This window comes from Pseudalgibacter alginicilyticus (assembly GCF_001310225.1).
GTDB classification, from domain to species: Bacteria; Bacteroidota; Bacteroidia; order Flavobacteriales; family Flavobacteriaceae; genus Pseudalgibacter; species Pseudalgibacter alginicilyticus.
The window spans coordinates 1543399-1560978 of the sequence record NZ_CP012898.1 but is presented as its reverse complement, the minus strand read 5'-3'; the positions used below and the strand labels follow the sequence as shown (position 1 = coordinate 1560978).

Annotated in this window: 13 protein-coding genes; 4 read left to right on the top strand and 9 right to left on the bottom strand. The window is 29.4% G+C overall.

Going from position 1 to position 17580, the window contains the following annotated elements; genetic code table 11:
- Positions 1-7: 7 nt before the first annotated feature.
- From chrA to APS56_RS06310, 4 genes are all read left to right on the top strand, one after another.
- Positions 8-1246 carry a chromate efflux transporter gene (gene chrA, locus APS56_RS06325; protein ID WP_054726150.1) on the top strand — a complete coding sequence of 413 codons (1239 nt, stop codon included), beginning with the start codon at positions 8-10 and terminating at the stop codon, positions 1244-1246.
- A 4-nt stretch (positions 1247-1250) separates the two neighbouring features.
- The gene (locus tag APS56_RS06320; protein WP_157757620.1) at positions 1251-2273 is read left to right on the top strand and encodes a sulfotransferase family protein; all 1023 of its coding nucleotides are present in this window, start codon (positions 1251-1253) and stop codon (positions 2271-2273) included.
- A 303-nt stretch (positions 2274-2576) separates the two neighbouring features.
- Positions 2577-3338 (top strand): glucosamine-6-phosphate deaminase, encoded by a 762-nt coding sequence (locus tag APS56_RS06315; protein WP_054726144.1) that lies wholly within the window; start codon positions 2577-2579, stop codon positions 3336-3338.
- A gap of 104 nt (positions 3339-3442) precedes the next feature.
- Positions 3443-4945 (top strand): family 20 glycosylhydrolase, encoded by a 1503-nt coding sequence (locus APS56_RS06310; protein ID WP_054731228.1) that lies wholly within the window; start codon positions 3443-3445, stop codon positions 4943-4945.
- Between the two features lie 27 nt (positions 4946-4972).
- Here APS56_RS06310 and APS56_RS06305 read toward each other — a convergent pair whose 3' ends face one another.
- The 9 genes from APS56_RS06305 to APS56_RS06270 form a co-directional block, all read right to left on the bottom strand.
- On the bottom strand, positions 4973-5995 hold the full coding sequence (locus APS56_RS06305) for a LacI family DNA-binding transcriptional regulator (protein WP_054726141.1): 1023 nt from the start codon (positions 5993-5995) through the stop codon (positions 4973-4975).
- A gap of 633 nt (positions 5996-6628) precedes the next feature.
- Positions 6629-6985, bottom strand: coding sequence for a hypothetical protein (locus tag APS56_RS06300; protein ID WP_054726138.1), 357 nt, complete (start codon positions 6983-6985; stop codon positions 6629-6631).
- A 50-nt stretch (positions 6986-7035) separates the two neighbouring features.
- Positions 7036-7449, bottom strand: coding sequence for a GreA/GreB family elongation factor (locus tag APS56_RS06295; RefSeq protein ID WP_054726135.1), 414 nt, complete (start codon positions 7447-7449; stop codon positions 7036-7038).
- 10 nt (positions 7450-7459) lie between these two features.
- Positions 7460-8764 (bottom strand): Glu/Leu/Phe/Val family dehydrogenase, encoded by a 1305-nt coding sequence (locus tag APS56_RS06290; protein ID WP_054726132.1) that lies wholly within the window; start codon positions 8762-8764, stop codon positions 7460-7462.
- A 34-nt stretch (positions 8765-8798) separates the two neighbouring features.
- Positions 8799-9005 carry a hypothetical protein gene (locus APS56_RS16945; RefSeq protein ID WP_157757619.1) on the bottom strand — a complete coding sequence of 69 codons (207 nt, stop codon included), beginning with the start codon at positions 9003-9005 and terminating at the stop codon, positions 8799-8801.
- 185 nt (positions 9006-9190) lie between these two features.
- A complete protein-coding gene (locus tag APS56_RS06285) occupies positions 9191-10501 on the bottom strand; it encodes a sigma-54-dependent transcriptional regulator (RefSeq protein ID WP_054731225.1) in 1311 nt (436 codons plus the stop codon).
- On the bottom strand, positions 10501-11595 hold the full coding sequence (locus APS56_RS06280; protein ID WP_054726129.1) for a sensor histidine kinase: 1095 nt from the start codon (positions 11593-11595) through the stop codon (positions 10501-10503). The genes APS56_RS06285 and APS56_RS06280 overlap by 1 nt, the downstream gene beginning before the upstream one ends.
- A gap of 398 nt (positions 11596-11993) precedes the next feature.
- Positions 11994-13133 (bottom strand): T9SS type A sorting domain-containing protein, encoded by a 1140-nt coding sequence (locus APS56_RS06275; RefSeq protein ID WP_054726126.1) that lies wholly within the window; start codon positions 13131-13133, stop codon positions 11994-11996.
- 239 nt (positions 13134-13372) lie between these two features.
- A complete protein-coding gene (locus APS56_RS06270; RefSeq protein WP_054726123.1) occupies positions 13373-17443 on the bottom strand; it encodes a hybrid sensor histidine kinase/response regulator transcription factor in 4071 nt (1356 codons plus the stop codon).
- Between the last annotated feature and the right edge of the window lie 137 nt (positions 17444-17580).

The window sequence follows — 17580 nt, the reverse complement described above, 5'->3', positions numbered from 1 at the left end:
TTTAAACATGGTAAAATCAGATGATAACATTGTAGCTTCCAAAGACGTGACTTTATTGTTTTTGTTTTTGTCATTTTTGAAAATTGGAGCAACATCATTTGGTGGGTTTATGGCTTTAATATCTGTTGTACAAAAAGAGCTTGTAATAAAAAAAAACGTAATACAGGATCATATTATATTGGATGCTATATCATTAGCATCTGTTTTGCCTGGCCCTATGGCTTTTAATGTCATCGCTTATATTGGATTTTATTTAAAGGGAATTAAAGGTGCATTAATTAGTATGTTAGGTATTTTGCTTCCTTCCTTTTTTTTAATGATTATTCTTTCTTATTTGTATGTTGAGTATGGGCAAATTCCTGTATTTACTAATTTTTTCAAAGGCGTATTACCTGCGGTATCTGCAATTATTATTTCAGTAGCATTTAATATGGCTAAAAAGCATGTAAAGGATTATAAACAAGTCATTATAGTAATAGTTTCGATTGTTGCTATTTTGATAGTTAAATCTATTTTTATAACAATTATAATTATTATTTCTGGAGGTGTTTTAGGAGTTTTGATGTATAAAAATGCTATTGCTTCAGAAATAAATTTAGTAGAAAACAATTCTAAAAATAATAGATATTTTATATATTCTGCAATAACAATTGCCTCTGTTGCTATAATAATTAGTTTTCTACTGCCCTTAATAACCACTGGAGAGGTTTATGAAAATATAATTATAAATAAAAAATTGATGCTAACTTTTTCTAGCATGAGTGTTACTTTATTTGGAGGGGGGTATGTGGTAATTCCCGCTATGCAGGAAATAATTGTCGATGGATTTCATTGGCTAACAAACAAAGAGTTTGCAGATTCTATTGCTATGGGACAAATAACTCCAGGTCCTATATTTATAAGTGCAACTTTTATAGGATATAAAATAGGGGGCTTATGGGGAGCTATTACAGCTACATTAGCCATTTTTATCCCTCCAGCATTTATCATGATTATTTTTTCTGAATTTTTAAATAAAATAAAGAATTCTAAAAATATTAAAGCAGCCTTTAAGGGAGTACGACCGGCCGTTATTGGGATGGTTGTAGCGGCCTCTTATACCATTACTAAAAGTTACCCAATTGATTGGTTTGCTATTGTCATTTTTTTAATGATTTTGATAGTATCAATTAGATATAAAATTGAAGTTATTTATTTAATACCTATATCAGGAATATTGGGTGTCTTATTTTATAATTTTTTTTAATATTATGAAACAAATTAAAGCTATACAAATTATTGGTACACAGCGGTCTGGTTCAAATTTATTAAGAGTGATGCTTAATCAAATTCAAGAAATTGACGCACCGCATCCACCGCATATATTACAACGATTTTATCCCTTATTAGCAAAATATGGAGATTTGGATGATGAATTAAGTTTTATAAACCTTATAGATGATGTTTGCAAATTAATTGAAAAAAACCCGGTACCATGGGAAGGATTTAAATTAGATAGAGAGATTATTCAACAACAATGTAGTTCCAATACATTACATGAAATCTTTAGAGTTATATATCATTTAAAAGCCATGCATTCTAATGCCTCATTTTGGTGTTGTAAAAGTATGTCTAATATAAATTATGTAGAAAGCATAGAGGCTTCAGGTATAAAACCATTTTATATTCATCTTTATCGTGATGGGAGAGATGTGGCACTTTCTTTCAAAAAAGCAATTGTTGGACCTAAGCATATTTATCATATAGCAAAAAAGTGGAAAGAAGAACAAGAGTTATGTATTCAATTAAAAATCAATATAGATAAAGGGCGCTTTATATCAATATGTTATGAGGATCTTATAAAAAATCCTGAACATATCTTGAAACAGCTTTGTGCTTTTTTAAAAATACCATTTAGCAATACAATGTTAAATTATTACAAATCTGATGAGTCAATTAAAACAGCTTTGTCTGGAAAAATGTGGGCAAATATTTCTCAACCTATTTTAAAAAATAATTATAACAAATTTTTAGAAGAAATGGATACCGTTGATTTGTCGTTGTTTGAAAACATTGCGGGTAACACCTTAATAAAACTTAATTACAAGTTGTACTCAAATGGAGACTATAAATCAATTTCAAAGGAGGATATGGAGGCCTATCATGTGGAAAATGAATTACTAAAGCAAAAATCTCTTTTAAATGCAGATAAAGAAGATCTTTCTAAAAAAAGTAGCCAACTGCAACTGTTAAAAGATATAGAAAACAGAATTATTGTAAAGGCAGTTCAATAAGATTTACAGGGTTTCTTACTTTTTTGAGTAATAAACTGATTAATGATGGGTTTTATAGAAAGTAGTGTTCTTTTTAGTAGATAAAGCAAAATTAGATTAGTGAATTAGAGGAAATGAACCATCAGTCAATCAATTTGTAAAAATGAAAATAGATAGGGTCGAGATAATATAAGATTTATAAGTGTTTAGAGAAGTATGTAGATTCCAAGATTCTGATAAATAGCTAAGGATAGACAGAATTTTTTAACCCAAAGTGACAATTATAGATTGTCTTTTTAAGTAATAATTTTTTAAAAATATATAATGCTAGAATTTAACCAAAATATAAACGTTCTTTCTAATAAAAAAACTACAGGAATTGCAGCAGGAAAAGCTGTGGAAAATTGTATAGTTAAATTACAAAAAACAAAAAAAAATATTCGGATAGTATTTGCTGCTGCGCCTTCACAAGATTCCATGCTCGATTACTTAACAAAATCCAAATCAATAGACTGGAGTAAGGTGGAAGCTTTTCATATGGATGAATATATTGGTTTGTTACCAGGTTCACCACAATTATTTTCATCCTATTTAGAAGAAAATATTTTTTCTAAAGTTCCCTTAATTAAGCATATTATAAATGTAGAAAATGATATTTCATTTGAAATAAAAAGGTATGCTAATTTGTTGAAAGAAGCACCAATAGATATAGTGTGTTTAGGAATAGGAGAGAATGGACACTTAGCATTCAACGATCCGCATGTTGCCGATTTTAATGATCCTGAAATTGTTAAAGAAGTTCAGTTAGACTATGCGTGTCGTGTGCAGCAAGTTAATGATGGTTGTTTTGAGAGTATTGATAAAGTTCCTCAAAAAGCAATAACTTTAACCATACCAACTTTATTAAAAGGAACTCATCTATTTTGTGTGGTTTTGGGAGCTAATAAGAGTGAGGCTGTGAAAAATGCACTTACAAAACCTTTAAGCCCTTCTTGTCCTGCCTCTATATTAACAACACACCCAGATTGTAATTACTATTTTGATAAAGAGGCCTATAAACAAATTGAATATTTGCAGAACGTATAATATTTTGCAAAAAAATATAGAATTAGAATAAAATTGTAGATAAGGATATTATGAGTTATAACACTTTTTTTAAATTTTTATTAGCAGTAAGTATAATACTTACAATGCCCTCTAATGTAGGAGCTCAAAGTTCAGAACCTACTGAGGATTTTAAGATAAAAGGTTTTCATTTAGATTTAAGAATACAAGTCATGACACCACAGGCTCTTAAAGAGCTTGCTGATGAACTTTCAGGATTTGGAATTAATACCTTAATTATGGAGTGGGAAGGTACTTATCCTTATAAAAAACATGCCGTTATTTCTAATGAATATTCATATACGCGTGAGGAAATAACAGATTTTATAGCCTATTGTGATGATTTAGGAATTAAAGTTATACCATTACAACAAAGTTTAGGGCATGTAGAATATATTTTAAGAAACCCTAGGTACAGCCATTTAAAGGAAGATAGAAAAGACATTTCTCAATTGTGCCCTATGGAGGCAGTGGAAAGTAAATCACTTTTCAAAGATTTATTTTCAGATTTAGTAGAAACCCATAATTCAGATTACATTCATATAGGAGGGGATGAAACTTATTTATTAGGTCATTGTGAAAAATGTCAATTAAAGGTAAAAGAAGAAGGGAAATCCAAACTATTTGTTGATTACATGAAGATGATTACTGAACTTGTTATTGAATTAGGGAAAAAACCCGTAATGTGGGCAGATATTATTTTGAAGCATCCAGAAGCAGCCTCTGAGTTGCCAAAAGAAACTATATTTGTAGATTGGAATTATGGATGGAAAATAAATCACTTTGGTGACATACCTAAACTTCAAGAAATGGGATTCACCTTTTGGGGTGCGCCAGCTATTCGGTGTCATCCAGATAATTGGTATGTAACTGATTGGACAACACATTTTAAAAATCAAAAAGATTTTATTCCATATGCTAGAGAAGCTGGTTATGAAGGGATGGTTATTACCTCGTGGTCTACCACAGGCGTATATGGCTTTACTTGGGATGTTGGTTATGATGTTATAGATATGGTGCAAATAAGAAATACGTATCCACTTTCCGCGTTTCGTATTTTAATAGCAAGTTATGCAAAAGCATTAGATATGAATACAGCAATAAACCCTCAAGATTTTGTTGTTGCATATGCCAGTGATAGATTTGGATTTAACAAAGCAGAAGCGCTAAAGTTGTGGGATTTTTTATCAGCAGAACCAGAACTTATAAGCAATGGCCATCCAACTAAAAGCGAAAGCATAGCTAAAATGAAAGAAACATATAATAGCGTTAGGAAAGAATTATTAAAATTAAAAACAAAACAAAACGAAGCAGAATTAAGTCAGTTTAAATTAATGGCAGATTTAAGAATGCATTATTTAGATTTTAAAGAAGTGGAGTTTAAATATAATGCTCCCAATTTTTTGAGTTCACAAGCTCCTGTACTGCTAAAAGAATTAGATGTTATTTTGTTAGATGCAAAAAGGTTAAATAAAAGGTTTCTAAAATTAAATAAAGGATTTCTTTATGACTCAGAACTAAAAGAACAAAATGAATTACGAGTGCAAGCGGTTCATGTGCTTTATGATAGGTTGTCTAAATTAAAATAATTTTCAGGCAATTAAAATTAATCGCTGCTATCTGAAACTAGATTCGCGAATAATAAGTTCTGTTTGAAGCGTTATTGTTTCAGATTTTATAAAATCATCTTTTTCTTCAATTTGACGAATTAGTAGTTTAGTTGCAGCTTCTCCCATTTGGAAAGCACGATCATTAATGGTTGTTAAATGGGGTTCAATAATTTTAGAAATAGGATAATTACTAAAACCAACAATGGCTACATCTTCAGGAATTTTAATTTCAGCTTTTCTAAATACTTGAATAACACTAACCGCAGTATAATCATTAGCACAAAAGATTCCATCTGGTTGTTGTTCATTGCTTAAATATTTTTCAGCACATTGTACACCTTCATCATAACTAAGGTTGTTTGTATACAATATTAAAGATTCGTCAATGGGGAAATTGTATTTTTTAAGAGCCGTTTTATAACCATCTAAACGAGCTTTAAAGATATCCGTTGACTGACTTCCAGCAATGTGCCCTATGCGTTTACAGCCATTTTTTATAAGATGTTCTGTAGCCAAATAAGCAGATTCAAGATCATTAATAACTATTTTGTTAGCATCAAAATCAGTAGGGACTCGGTCGTAAAATACAAGCGGTATACCTAATTTATTGATTTTTTTAAAATGCTCACAATTTTTGGTTTCTATGCCTAAACATATGATGACTCCATCTACCATTTTGTTTTGGAGAATTTTTAGAATTTCCTTTTCTCTTTTTAGTGAATCTTTAGACTGAAATATAGTTACATTATATCCTTTATTGTATGCAAATTCTTCAATGCCACTAATTGCAAGTGAATGGAAATGGATATCAATTCTGGGTACAATAACTCCAATAGTTTGTGTTTTTTTCTTTCTAAAACTTGAAGCAATAGAGTTAGGGGTAAAACCTAATTCCTCTGCGATTTTTTGAACTCTCTTTTTTGTTGAATCACTAATAGCTGGGTGATTTTGTAAGGCTCTAGAAATGGTTGATGGTGATAAATTTAAATCTTTTGCTAGATCTTTTAAGGTAATTCTGTTATTTTTCATACTAAATGACAACAAACGTTTGTTGTTAAAGTTAGTTTTTTTAGTTGTTGAAAACGAAAAAATATAGTTAAAAATTAAGATTTTTACTGTTAATTTTAGCAAATTAAATCAATTTAATTTAAAACGATATTTAAAAATGAAAACAGTACAGCAAACGTTTGCATTAATTGGTGATTGTTTTCGTTTTTTATCTAATAATTGAGATTTTTAAATACATTTTACAATAAGTTTTTGCATTGATTGCTTTTGAAAAATATGTTAAATTACAGTGTGTCTAAAAAATTAATTTGTGAAATAATTGAAATTTAAAATTATGTATATGTTGGAAATCTATGTATACTTTTTGAATTTTGCACAGTTAAATACTAAAAAAAGATTTTGTGTGTTTGCATATTTTATTTGTTTTTAGGCCATTTTTGTGGTGTCAATATTTGTGTTTTATTAAAGAAAGCCGCAGATAAGTATGTCTATCTACGGCTTCAGAGTCACCAACCATTATTGTTTTTAATAACCATTTACCTTTAATTTTATGATGAGTTTTTGTTAAACACCTAAACTCACAATAATGGCTGGAGGTTGTTTTTAGAGACAATAAAATTTAAATTTTTTTGATTTCTTAGTTTTAATTAGAAATTATATTTTTTGAAAAGCCATATTGTATAATGAATCTTTAAGTTTTTGATATTTGCTTATATGGTATTGATAGCTTTTACGAAGTCTTTCATACTCAACTAAAAAAGCCATGTCACATTGAATGTTATCACATTCTGAAACTTTTTTATAGTTGTTAGTGTATGATAAAATGGCATATAAAAGTTGTGTGTTCGCTTCTTTTCGTTTAGAAAAAAGCGTTAAAATATTTTTTGGAACTTCTTGATGGTAAATTGACTGGGCATATAGGTTTAATAACTTATCTACTTCAGTATCTATATATTGAAGCTGATTTGCCCATCCTTTCAGTTCTATAAAAATTATATTTATGTAAAACATCTACATCTGTATCATCATTATATGCCGTCGCCATAGCTTGTGTTTTTAAGTTAATACAATAAAATTTTTTCTTTAGCTTGTTGTGTTACTTCTATTATTTTTAGTTCTTTTATTCCCGTTGGGAAATCCCATTTGACAATATCATTAACAGAATACCCAAACAGAGCAGCTCCCATAGGCGTTAGAATAGAAATTTTATTATTCTTTATATCCTTTTCGGAAGGTTGTACAATTTGTATTGTTTTTTTCCAATTTTCACCTGATGATACTGTAACAATGCTATTTAATCGTACCACATCAACAGGAAACTCTTTTTCATCCAATATGTGAGCTGTTTTTAATTCTTCTGTAAATTTTATTAAGGATTTCTGGATTTCATGATTTCCTACATAGCCAGAAATGTTAAGAATACGTTTAATATACACATATTCTTTTTTTTCTAAGATTATACTTCCGTATTTCATTATTAATTATTTATGGGAAAATCCCTCGTTGAACATAAGCTTTTTCTATTCGTGTAATAGCAATGCAATATGCCGCTGTTCGCATATCAATATTTTCTTTTTGTGCATAGGTAGCAACTGCATCAAAGGAATTTTTAAGTTTATGCTTTAATTTATCCATCACGTCTTCCATATGCCACAGTTCGCCATTTCGGTTTTGCAACCATTCAAAATAACTCGCAATAACACCTCCCGAATTGCATAAAATATCAGGAATGATGGTTGTTCCTTGTTCTATAAGTAGTGCTTCTCCTTCAATATTTGTTGGTCCATTAGCTCCTTCGGCTAATAGCTTTGCCTTAATGTTTGGAGCATTATTTTTGGTTATTTGATTTCCTAAAGCAGCAGGAATAAAAATGTCGCAATCAACACCAAAAAAAACGTCTTTATCTATAATTGAAGCTTCAGGATAGTCAACAATACTTCCATTATTTGATTTTGTATATTCAAAAAGTGTCTCAACTTGAATACCATTAGGGTTTTGAATGCTACCAAAAGCATCTTGTACAGCAACTAATTTGGCTCCATCCTGTTCTAAAAAAAAAGCTGCCCAATAGCCTACATTACCAAAACCTTGCACAATAAAACGTTTGTTTTTCAGAGTATCGTTATTGTTGTTAATCCATAGTTTAATGCTGTAATAAACCCCAAAACCTGTAGCCCTATCACGACCTTCCAATCCGCCACTACCAGCAGGCTTGCCTGTTACAACATGTTGGTTTGCCGAACGCTCTGCAGGTGGTCTGGTACTCATATAGGTGTCTGCAATCCACGCCATGGTTTGACTGTTTGTATTAACATCTGGAGCAGGAATATCATGTTCTGGTCCAATGTTATCTGCTAAAGCAAAGGTAAACCTGCGTGTAATTCGCTCCAATTCGCTTTTAGAATATTTTAAAGGATTTATTTGAATACCACCTTTTCCGCCGCCAAAAGGCAATCCGGCAAGCGAGGTTTTCCATGTCATCCACATAGCAAGTGCTCTTGTAGCATCAATATCAACCGTTGAATGATAGCGTAGACCGCCTTTGTATGGGCCCAATGCATTGTTGTGTTGCACACGGTAGCCTTTAAAGACTTCTACATTGCCATTGTCCATTTTAACAGGAAAATGAACTACAATTTCGTTGTTGGTAATGCTTAAAATCTTACGAATATTTGGTTGTAAATTAATATGATTTGCAGCACGATTAAATTGCTCCATCACATTATCCATCATACCCCTATGCAATACTTTTTTTGTTTTAGAATTTAAGTTTTTTGTTAATAGCTCCATAGTATCTTTTAAACTTTAGATTTATCCTTTTGGATTAAAAATTAGGATTGATTCTATTAAAATGAATCAAGGGTTGGTGGTCATTATGCTTTATAATTTCTTTTGTTTGTGAAAAAGAATTTGTTGATGCTTCAAATCCTTCATATTCACTACAAGACCATACTTGATTTTTTTGATTTGTGAGTAAGCAGGTTGATACATGTAAACAACTCGGGCATATATTAAATTGACTTAGTTTCATAACCATTTGTTTTATAAAATAAAAACAAATCTTATGCCAGTATGTTCTAAAATTGGGGGTGTATTAGGTAGTACTATTAAATATAAGGGGTTTAAAGGTTTTGTAAAGTAGAAAGTAAAATTGAAGGTGGTACATAATTACTCAGTTGAGTTAAAATGTTCCAATAGTATTATAATTATATTCGTTTATTCTGAAATTTTTTGTCGAATTGTCTTTCTGTCAATACCTAAAATTTCTGCAGCTTTAGTTTTATTATTGTTTGTAGCATTTAAAACTTTTAAAATGTACTGTTTTTCCATTTCTTTTAATGGTATTAGCTTTTCTGTTGAAAAATTAATATTGAATTTGAGTGCATTTGGTAAGTGTTCTATTTCAATGATTTTGTCACACATAATTACAGCTCTTTGAATGACGTTTTCTAATTCTCTTATGTTACCAGGCCAATCATAACGTTGTAATAAATTGGAGGCGTCGGCACTTATTTTTACAAAATGATCTTTGTATTCTATCCCATATTTGAATAGAAATTTATCAACCAATAGAGGGATATCTTCTTTTCTTTCTTTTAAAGGTGCAACATTAATTTCAACAACGGTTAATCTGTAATACAAGTCTTCTCTAAACATTTGTTTGTTTATCATATCCTTTAAATTACTATTAGTAGCGGCAATGATACGGACATCTACCTTTTCTGTTTTTTGAGAACCAACTTTCATTACTTCTTTTTCTTGTAAAACACGTAATAGTCGAGATTGAACCGCTAAAGATGCATTTCCAATTTCATCTAAAAAAATGGTACCTCCATTTGCCGCTTGAAAATAACCATTCCTGTTGCTATCTGCGCCTGTAAAGGCCCCTTTGTTGTACCCAAAAAGTTCAGCTTCCAAAAGATTTTCTGGAATGCCTCCACAATTTACAGAAATAAAGGGTGCTCTTGAAAATTTTCCTTGATAGTGAATGGCACGTGCAACTAATTCCTTTCCAGTACCACTCTCACCATTTATAAAAACAGTGGCTTTATTATCTTTTATGCGTTCAATAATTTGAATGATTTTATGGATTGCTTTTGAAGTTCCTATTATTTCACCATAGGCTTTTTGTTTTGGTAGCGTTCTTGTTTTGGAATTGGTTTTAGCTAATGTTGTTTCAATAGCAGATTTTAGCTCTTCTTTTGTGAAAGGTTTTGTAAGGTAAGCAACTTTAGATTTTATAGCTGTTAATGAATCTTGAATAGACGGGTAGCCTGTAACCACTAATTTGGGTAGTTTTGGGTAATGTTCAGATACAAATTTAATAAGTTCAAAACCGTCAACTTCTGGCATTTTTAAATCTGTAATGAGTAAATCAATAGAAGTATCTCTTAAAATAGAAACAGCTTCTTTAACCGAAATAGCCTTGTAAATATGATAATTCCATGATTGGAGATGGCGTTGTAATAACTCCAAAATACTGATATCATCATCTACAACCAATATATTTTCTTTTTGAAACTGTATCATAATTGTTTTGGTAATGTTACTGTAAAGGTACAGCCTTTAACTGAATTGTTCTTAGCTATAATTGTACCTTTATGACTAGAAATAATACCGTGTACAACGCTTAAGCCTAAGCCGGAACCTTCACCAATTGGTTTTGTAGTGAAGAATGGTTGGAAAATTTTTTCTAAAGCTTCTCTGGCAATGCCCGGACCTTCATCTGAAATTTTAAGGATTACATCTGTATCTGTTTGAAATGTTGAGATTGTAACAAGTCCGTTTTTTGGTGAAAAGTAAATAGCATTGATAATAAGGTTGAATATTATTTGTGTAAGTTGAATTATATCTGCACGCAACCACAATGCTTCTTCCTCTATTTTAACAATGTATTTTACTTGTTGTTTTCTGAAGGTAGTGTCCAATAAATCTATAGCATCTTTAATACTTGGAATAATATTTACTCGTGTCATTTCTTGCGGCATTTCACAAGCAAAGAACATGAGTTTTTTGACAACTTCTCTTGAGAAAATGGTGTTTTGGATAATCTTTTCTAAATCAGCTGTGCTTTGATTGTTATTGTTAAGGTGGTCTTTTAGTAATTCAGCATATCCTAAAATATTAGCTAAAGGCGTGTTTAATTCATGAGCAATTCCAGCAGTTAACTCTCCTAAGATATTAAGTCTGTCTGCATGTTCCATTTGGCGTTTTAGAGAAATTTCATTTTTTCTAATTTCTATGCGCTCAAACAAATTACCTAACTTTAAAGCTATGGAGTTGAGTAATAGCTGTTCTTCATTTAAAAAATCTTTTTTGGAGAATTTGGATTGATTTAAATATGCCGAAATTGTACCTGCTAATTTATTAAAAACAACTATATCTGCTCTCAGTTTTATATGTCCATCAAAAACCTGATTGGTTTTTATAAGAATTGTGTTTACTAAAATGATAATATCTGTTTCTTTGGGGTAGCTGAATGCTTTTTTTAAACTAAAAGCAATAGCTTTTAAGGTGTTTTCTATATTTTCAACATCGGCATTTACAATAATTGAAGACACTTCGTAAAGACATGTTAATTCTTTAATGCGTTCTTGTAATGCTGATTCTGTTGAATTCATAATCTAAGTTATTAAATGGATGAATTTTTATGATTTAATAGTTAGTTTTTAACTCAAAAATAATAATAAGTTTATCTTTTATATTTTAATTAAAAAGATACTAAATTTTTAAAATTAACTTGTAGAATAAGATTAAGATACTGGCAAATTGTAAATTAACCGTCAAAGTATTAACTCTATAGTTACTGATTATTGATTTGTAAAAGAGTAAAGGTATCAGTTTTAAATTAGATTTGAATGGCAATACTTTTCAATACTTATTATGTAATAGAAATGGGAATTAAATAAAGGTTTCAGTAAGTTATTGTTTCTGAATGGAAGAATAAATGAGTTGAAGAAGCAATAAAAAAACAACCATATAAATGGATTGATATTTAGTAATAAATCATCATAGACGTTTATTTTTTTAATATTTTCTTTATTTCTAATCCATTGTTACTTAGTATTTTTAAGAAATAAACTCCACCAGTAAAATCATTAAAATTAATTTTTCCTTCTTTTGTTTCTTTTATTAATTGTCCTATACTATTATAAACTTGAATGGTTATAATATTTTCAATATTTTCTATATGTAAGGTGTTTTGCACAGGATTAGGATACAAAATTGTTTTTCTTGAAATATTTTGAGCGCTATTAGTTGAAAGAACAATACCATCTTGATATCTGTAGGTAAAATAAGTAAAACCTTCTAAATTAATATTATTGCTCCATGTTGCTGAATCATTAATCCAATCTGTCGTAAATAAATTTTCTGCTTCACTCATTGTATTGTTTATTAACCAATCTCCCATAAAATTTGGTTCGGATGAAAAGATAATTGATACATTTAAATTAGGCGTACCATTAGCAAAATTAATAAGCCTGTCTTTAACGTAATTGAAACTAGTATTTGGATTGGTAACATAAGCATGTAAGAGTAAAACATCTAAATGGCTACCCAATTCTTGAGCTTGAGCTGTTGTTGGCCAGCCTAAATAGGCTTCTGTTGTAATGGGGTGCGAATTATTATGAGCCAATGTTCTCATGTCATCTAAGGTTGAAAGATAGAATTGAAAGGCACCGTCATTACTACAAGGGTAGTTAACGGATCCTAAATACGTATTACAATAATATCCGCCAGGATTGACTCCAGTATCATTCCAATATTCAAATTCTAAATTATAAATATCAATTTTTTCATTAGTATCAGTTCTGCTATTATTATAAGGATCTATAACATTTGTGAAAAACCATGCATTTTCTGCTACTGCTCCAATTGAAAGAATTCCATATGCTGTTTTAGCTTTATGAATAAAATTGGCTAAAATATAATTTGTAGAAGTGTAGGATAAATTATGATTGGCATTGACTAAATGAAGTTCATATAATAATAATTTTTCTATTCCATTATTTTGAGCATAAAGCAACAAGGTGTTTTCTGCAAGGTCATCACCTAAAATGGTTGCAAAACCATCAACATACAGCGCACGAATTGTATTAGCATTTAGTTTAAAAGTTAATAGAAGTAATAGACAAGTTGAAAATACCGCTTTTTTCATGCTTTTTTATTTTAATCAAAAAAATGTTCTATAGAGGCTTTCTTTTGCAAATAAATACAAAAATTGATTTCAGACAATCCAGATGTTACTTACTAAATTTGTTGGATTGCTATTTCCTGATAAAGAACATTAACATTACAAATGTATTAAAAGAAGAAGGTAATTGACAGGAGATATTCATCAATATACATCGTTATAATCGTAAACCATTAAGCAAATTTGACTTAGTAGGTATAAATTTAATTAATCTTAAATAATTCATATTTTATTAAAAACGTGTCTAAATCCATATCTTTAGCTTTGTTTTTAAAAGCTGTTGGGGTCATTTTAAACTGTTCTTTAAAGCATTTGGAAAAGTATTTTGTATCATTAAATCCTACCGCAAAACAAGCCTCAGATACATTGTATTTATTTTGGACTATTAAAACAGCTGCTTTTTTTAAACGAAGTAATCTAAATAATTCTGTAAGTGTTTTACCTGTTAATTTTTGACAATTTCTATATATGTTTGAATAGCTTAAACTCATGATGTTGGATAAGTTTTCTAGCTTAAACTCAGGGTCTTCCAATTTCGAGTTTAATATAGAAACCAAGTTTTCTAAAAAAATTGAATCTTTAGATTTATTTGGAATATTTTCAGGTGCACTAAGATATTGTAAACTTACTTTTGATGATATTCTTTTGTTTTGAATGAGAATACTATTCACTTTTAATTGCAGTTCATTAATATCAAATGGCTTATAAAGAAATTCAATGGCTCCATATTTTAACCCCTTTAATTTATGACGTGTTGTGTTTTTTGCTGTTAAAAATATAATAGGAATATGTGAAACATCATTGTCTTTTTGTATAATCTTGCACATTTCTAATCCATCCATAACGGGCATAGCGATATCTGAAATTATAATGTCTGGCAATTTTTTCTTTGCAATTTCTATACCTTCTTTACCGTTATAGCCAGAGTAAACATTGTAGTTTTCGCTAAAAACTTCAGATAGAAAATGCAGCATTTCATAATTATCTTCTACAATTAGTATTGAGTCTTTTTTTGAATGATTTTTTTTATTCTTAGTTTCTAATATTTCAATGTTTGAAGAAGCTGGTTTAACAACTACTGGTTTTGGTTTTTTAATCTTATCATCATCAGAATACTTAGCTTCACTTAAAGGCAACCCAATAGTAAAAGTTGAGCCTTTATTCTTTTTTGACTTAACATTTATTTCTCCTTTATGCAAGCTAATCAACTCTTTAACAAATGCCAAACCTATTCCCATACCAATATTATGGCTTGTTTTATGGGAGCGATAGAATAATCTAAAAATATCATCATATTCCTTTTTAGAAATTCCATATCCTGAATCATTAACAGAGATTTCAAACAAGTCTTTTTCATTATTCAAACGCGTTTTTATTACAATTCGTCCTTCTGGCGGTGTATATTTAAAAGCATTTGATAGTATATTATAAATCATATGCTCCAATAATTCATTATCATACCACAGCATGTAGACTTCAGCAAAATTATTTATTTCAAAATCTATTCTTTTAAAACGAGCTTGTTCTTGAAAAGCATTAGAAATTTCTTTAATTTCTCTTATGATGTCCTTTTTTTGAATTCTCAATTTTAATCGTCCTATTTCTTTATTTCTTACTGTTGTAAGTAAATTAGCAATTCTAGATAATCTTTTAGCATTGTTAAAGATGACTCTAAGACGCTGGCTTAGCGCCTTATCTTTTTCTATTTGAGTTTTTTTTAAAATATCTTCAACGGGTCCCATTATAAGTGTTAATGGAGTTTGTATTTCATGAGACATTTTAGAGAAAAAATTCATTTTCTCATAATAGATTTTAGATTCTTCTTCATTTTTAATTTTCTGGCTAAATAGTTTTTTTCGTAAAAGATACCATTTATAAAAACCAAATATTAAAACAGACAAAACTATTAAGTATAGTAAAAATGCTACTGGATGCATCCAAAGAGGAGGTTTTATAAAAATGTTAATGGATTTTAAAGGAATATCAACATTGTCATTTATGGTGGATGCTTTTATTTCAAAACTATATGTACCCCAAGGGATATTTGTAAATGTAGCTATACGATTGTTTTTAGTAACTTTCCATTCATCATCAAATCCCTTTAGTCTATATTTATACAAATAGTTTGCATTTAAAACGGTTCCAACTACAGAGAATTTAAATGAAAAAGAGGACTGATTATTTTTTAACTCAATCGATTTTATATTTTCAATTCCTTTTTCTAATTGTTTTGGTATTATGGATGAAGCGGGCTTATTAAGTATATCTATTGAATTTATATATAATTCTAATTTTGTTGATATTTTTGAAATATTTTTTGGTATAAAACCGTCAACCCCATTTAACCCTCCAAAATATAAAAAGCCTGATTTATCTTTATAAGCACTTCGTTGCACATAATAATCACTAAAAAAGCCATCTGATTTAGTGTATTTGACAAAGCTTGAATCTTTTAACTTCAAATTCCATAAACCATTATTAGAACCCAACCACAAACTTTCTGAATTTTCCAATAAAATAGAATGAAAAGCAACATCATTAATAGCATGTTGACTAGCAAATTTGCTGTATGATTGGTCAACTGTATTTACCGTGTAAATTCCACCTTCTAAATCTACTAACCACAAATTACCTTTGGTATCTGTAACCATAGAAACAATTGAGTAGTAATCTCTTTTGCTATTGGTATATGAAATGTTTTGAAATGTAGAGTTACTTAGTAATGAGTTTTCTTCTAATCTAAAAAGTCCGCCGCCATCAACTCCAATCCATAAATAGTTGTTATCATCTTCAACTATGCATCTAATTAAATCTCCATTTAATCCATTTTGCCAAAAATCAAAGGATGCTAATATTTCTTTTTTAGAATTAAAAACGGTTAAAGTAAGGTCAGAACCTACCCAAATTCTCCCTTTGGAATCTGTAAATGTTGTTAAAATATCTATAGCATGTTTTCCTTTAGTATCTAAAAGATGGATTTTTGAAATGACATCTTTTTGAGAATTATAAAACCACAAGCCATTTTTGTATGTCCCGATCCAAATATTTCCATTTTTATCTTCTGTAATAGTTTGTACATAAGCTCCTTCTAAATCTTTAAGGTCGATTAAAAACTGTTTTTCTTGACCTGTTTTTGTGTTTTTTTTAGTCAAGCCCTTTCCATCGGTTCCTATCCAAAGGTTATCATTGGTGTCTTTCAAAACAGATAAAACTCGAGCAGAAATATTTTCTATTAGCCCATTATAATGAGATACTTTATTGGGTGTATTAACAAGTATATTTATATCTCCAAAATTTGAAACTACCCATAAGTTTTTATATAAATCTTGGTTTATACTGATTATTGAATTGGTGCTTAATGAAAACTCATTTAAATCAGAATGTCTAACAAGGACAATATTTTCATTTTTGGGATTTATTTTATACAAACCTTCACCATCTGAACCAGCCCAAATATTACCTTCATAATCGCAAAAAATAGACAAAATCATGTCTTCTTTTAATATATCGATACCATTCCTAAAATAAGAAAGTTGTTCAAATTTGTTTTCAACTACATCATATTTAAACAACCCCATTAATTTAGTGCCAATCCATAAATTGTTGCTTTTATCTAAGGTTAAATACATTATTCCTGGACGATTATTAAAACGTCCTTTTAGCTCTATTAATTTCTTATTAGCATATTTTAGTAATTTACCATTATTAATGCTTAAGTATATGGTTTCATTATCATCAACTACTAAATCTATTATATTAGTTCCATGATTTTCAGGGTGGACTACTGATAAAATATAATTAAGTTTTAAGGTTTTACTATCTAAGAAATAAAGCTTGTTAAAAGAATCAGTAATGTATATATGCTTTTTTCTAACAAATACATTTTTTATTAAAAACGTTTCTTGAGTATTAGATATTAGATTATTTAATTGCTTATAGTTACCATTTACTTCTTTTCTAGACAATAATCCTTTACGGGAAAGAACTAAAAGATTACCATCAGAATCGACTAGAATTTTTTTTATTTCATCATCAATATTAGCTGTATTGAAAATAGAATCTACTGAATGAAACCAAAATTCATAACCATCATATTTAAGAATCCCTTTACTCTGAGACATCCATATGTAGCCTAATGAGTCTTGAACGGTATGTTTGATAGTACGAAATCCGTTATCTGTTTCTGGAGTAATATGAAAAAACGAAATTTGATTTTGAGCAAACAGGCTACTAAAAAAGATATTAAAAGAAATAAATAAGTATAGCGTTTTCATAGAATGTTCTTATACAAATTTGGTTTTTTATGATAAATAATCAACCAGAGGTCCCAACAAATATAGAATTTATTTTATATCAATATTTTTAGCTGTTAAACTTATGATTATGTTTAGTTGTAAGGCATAATAGTGAA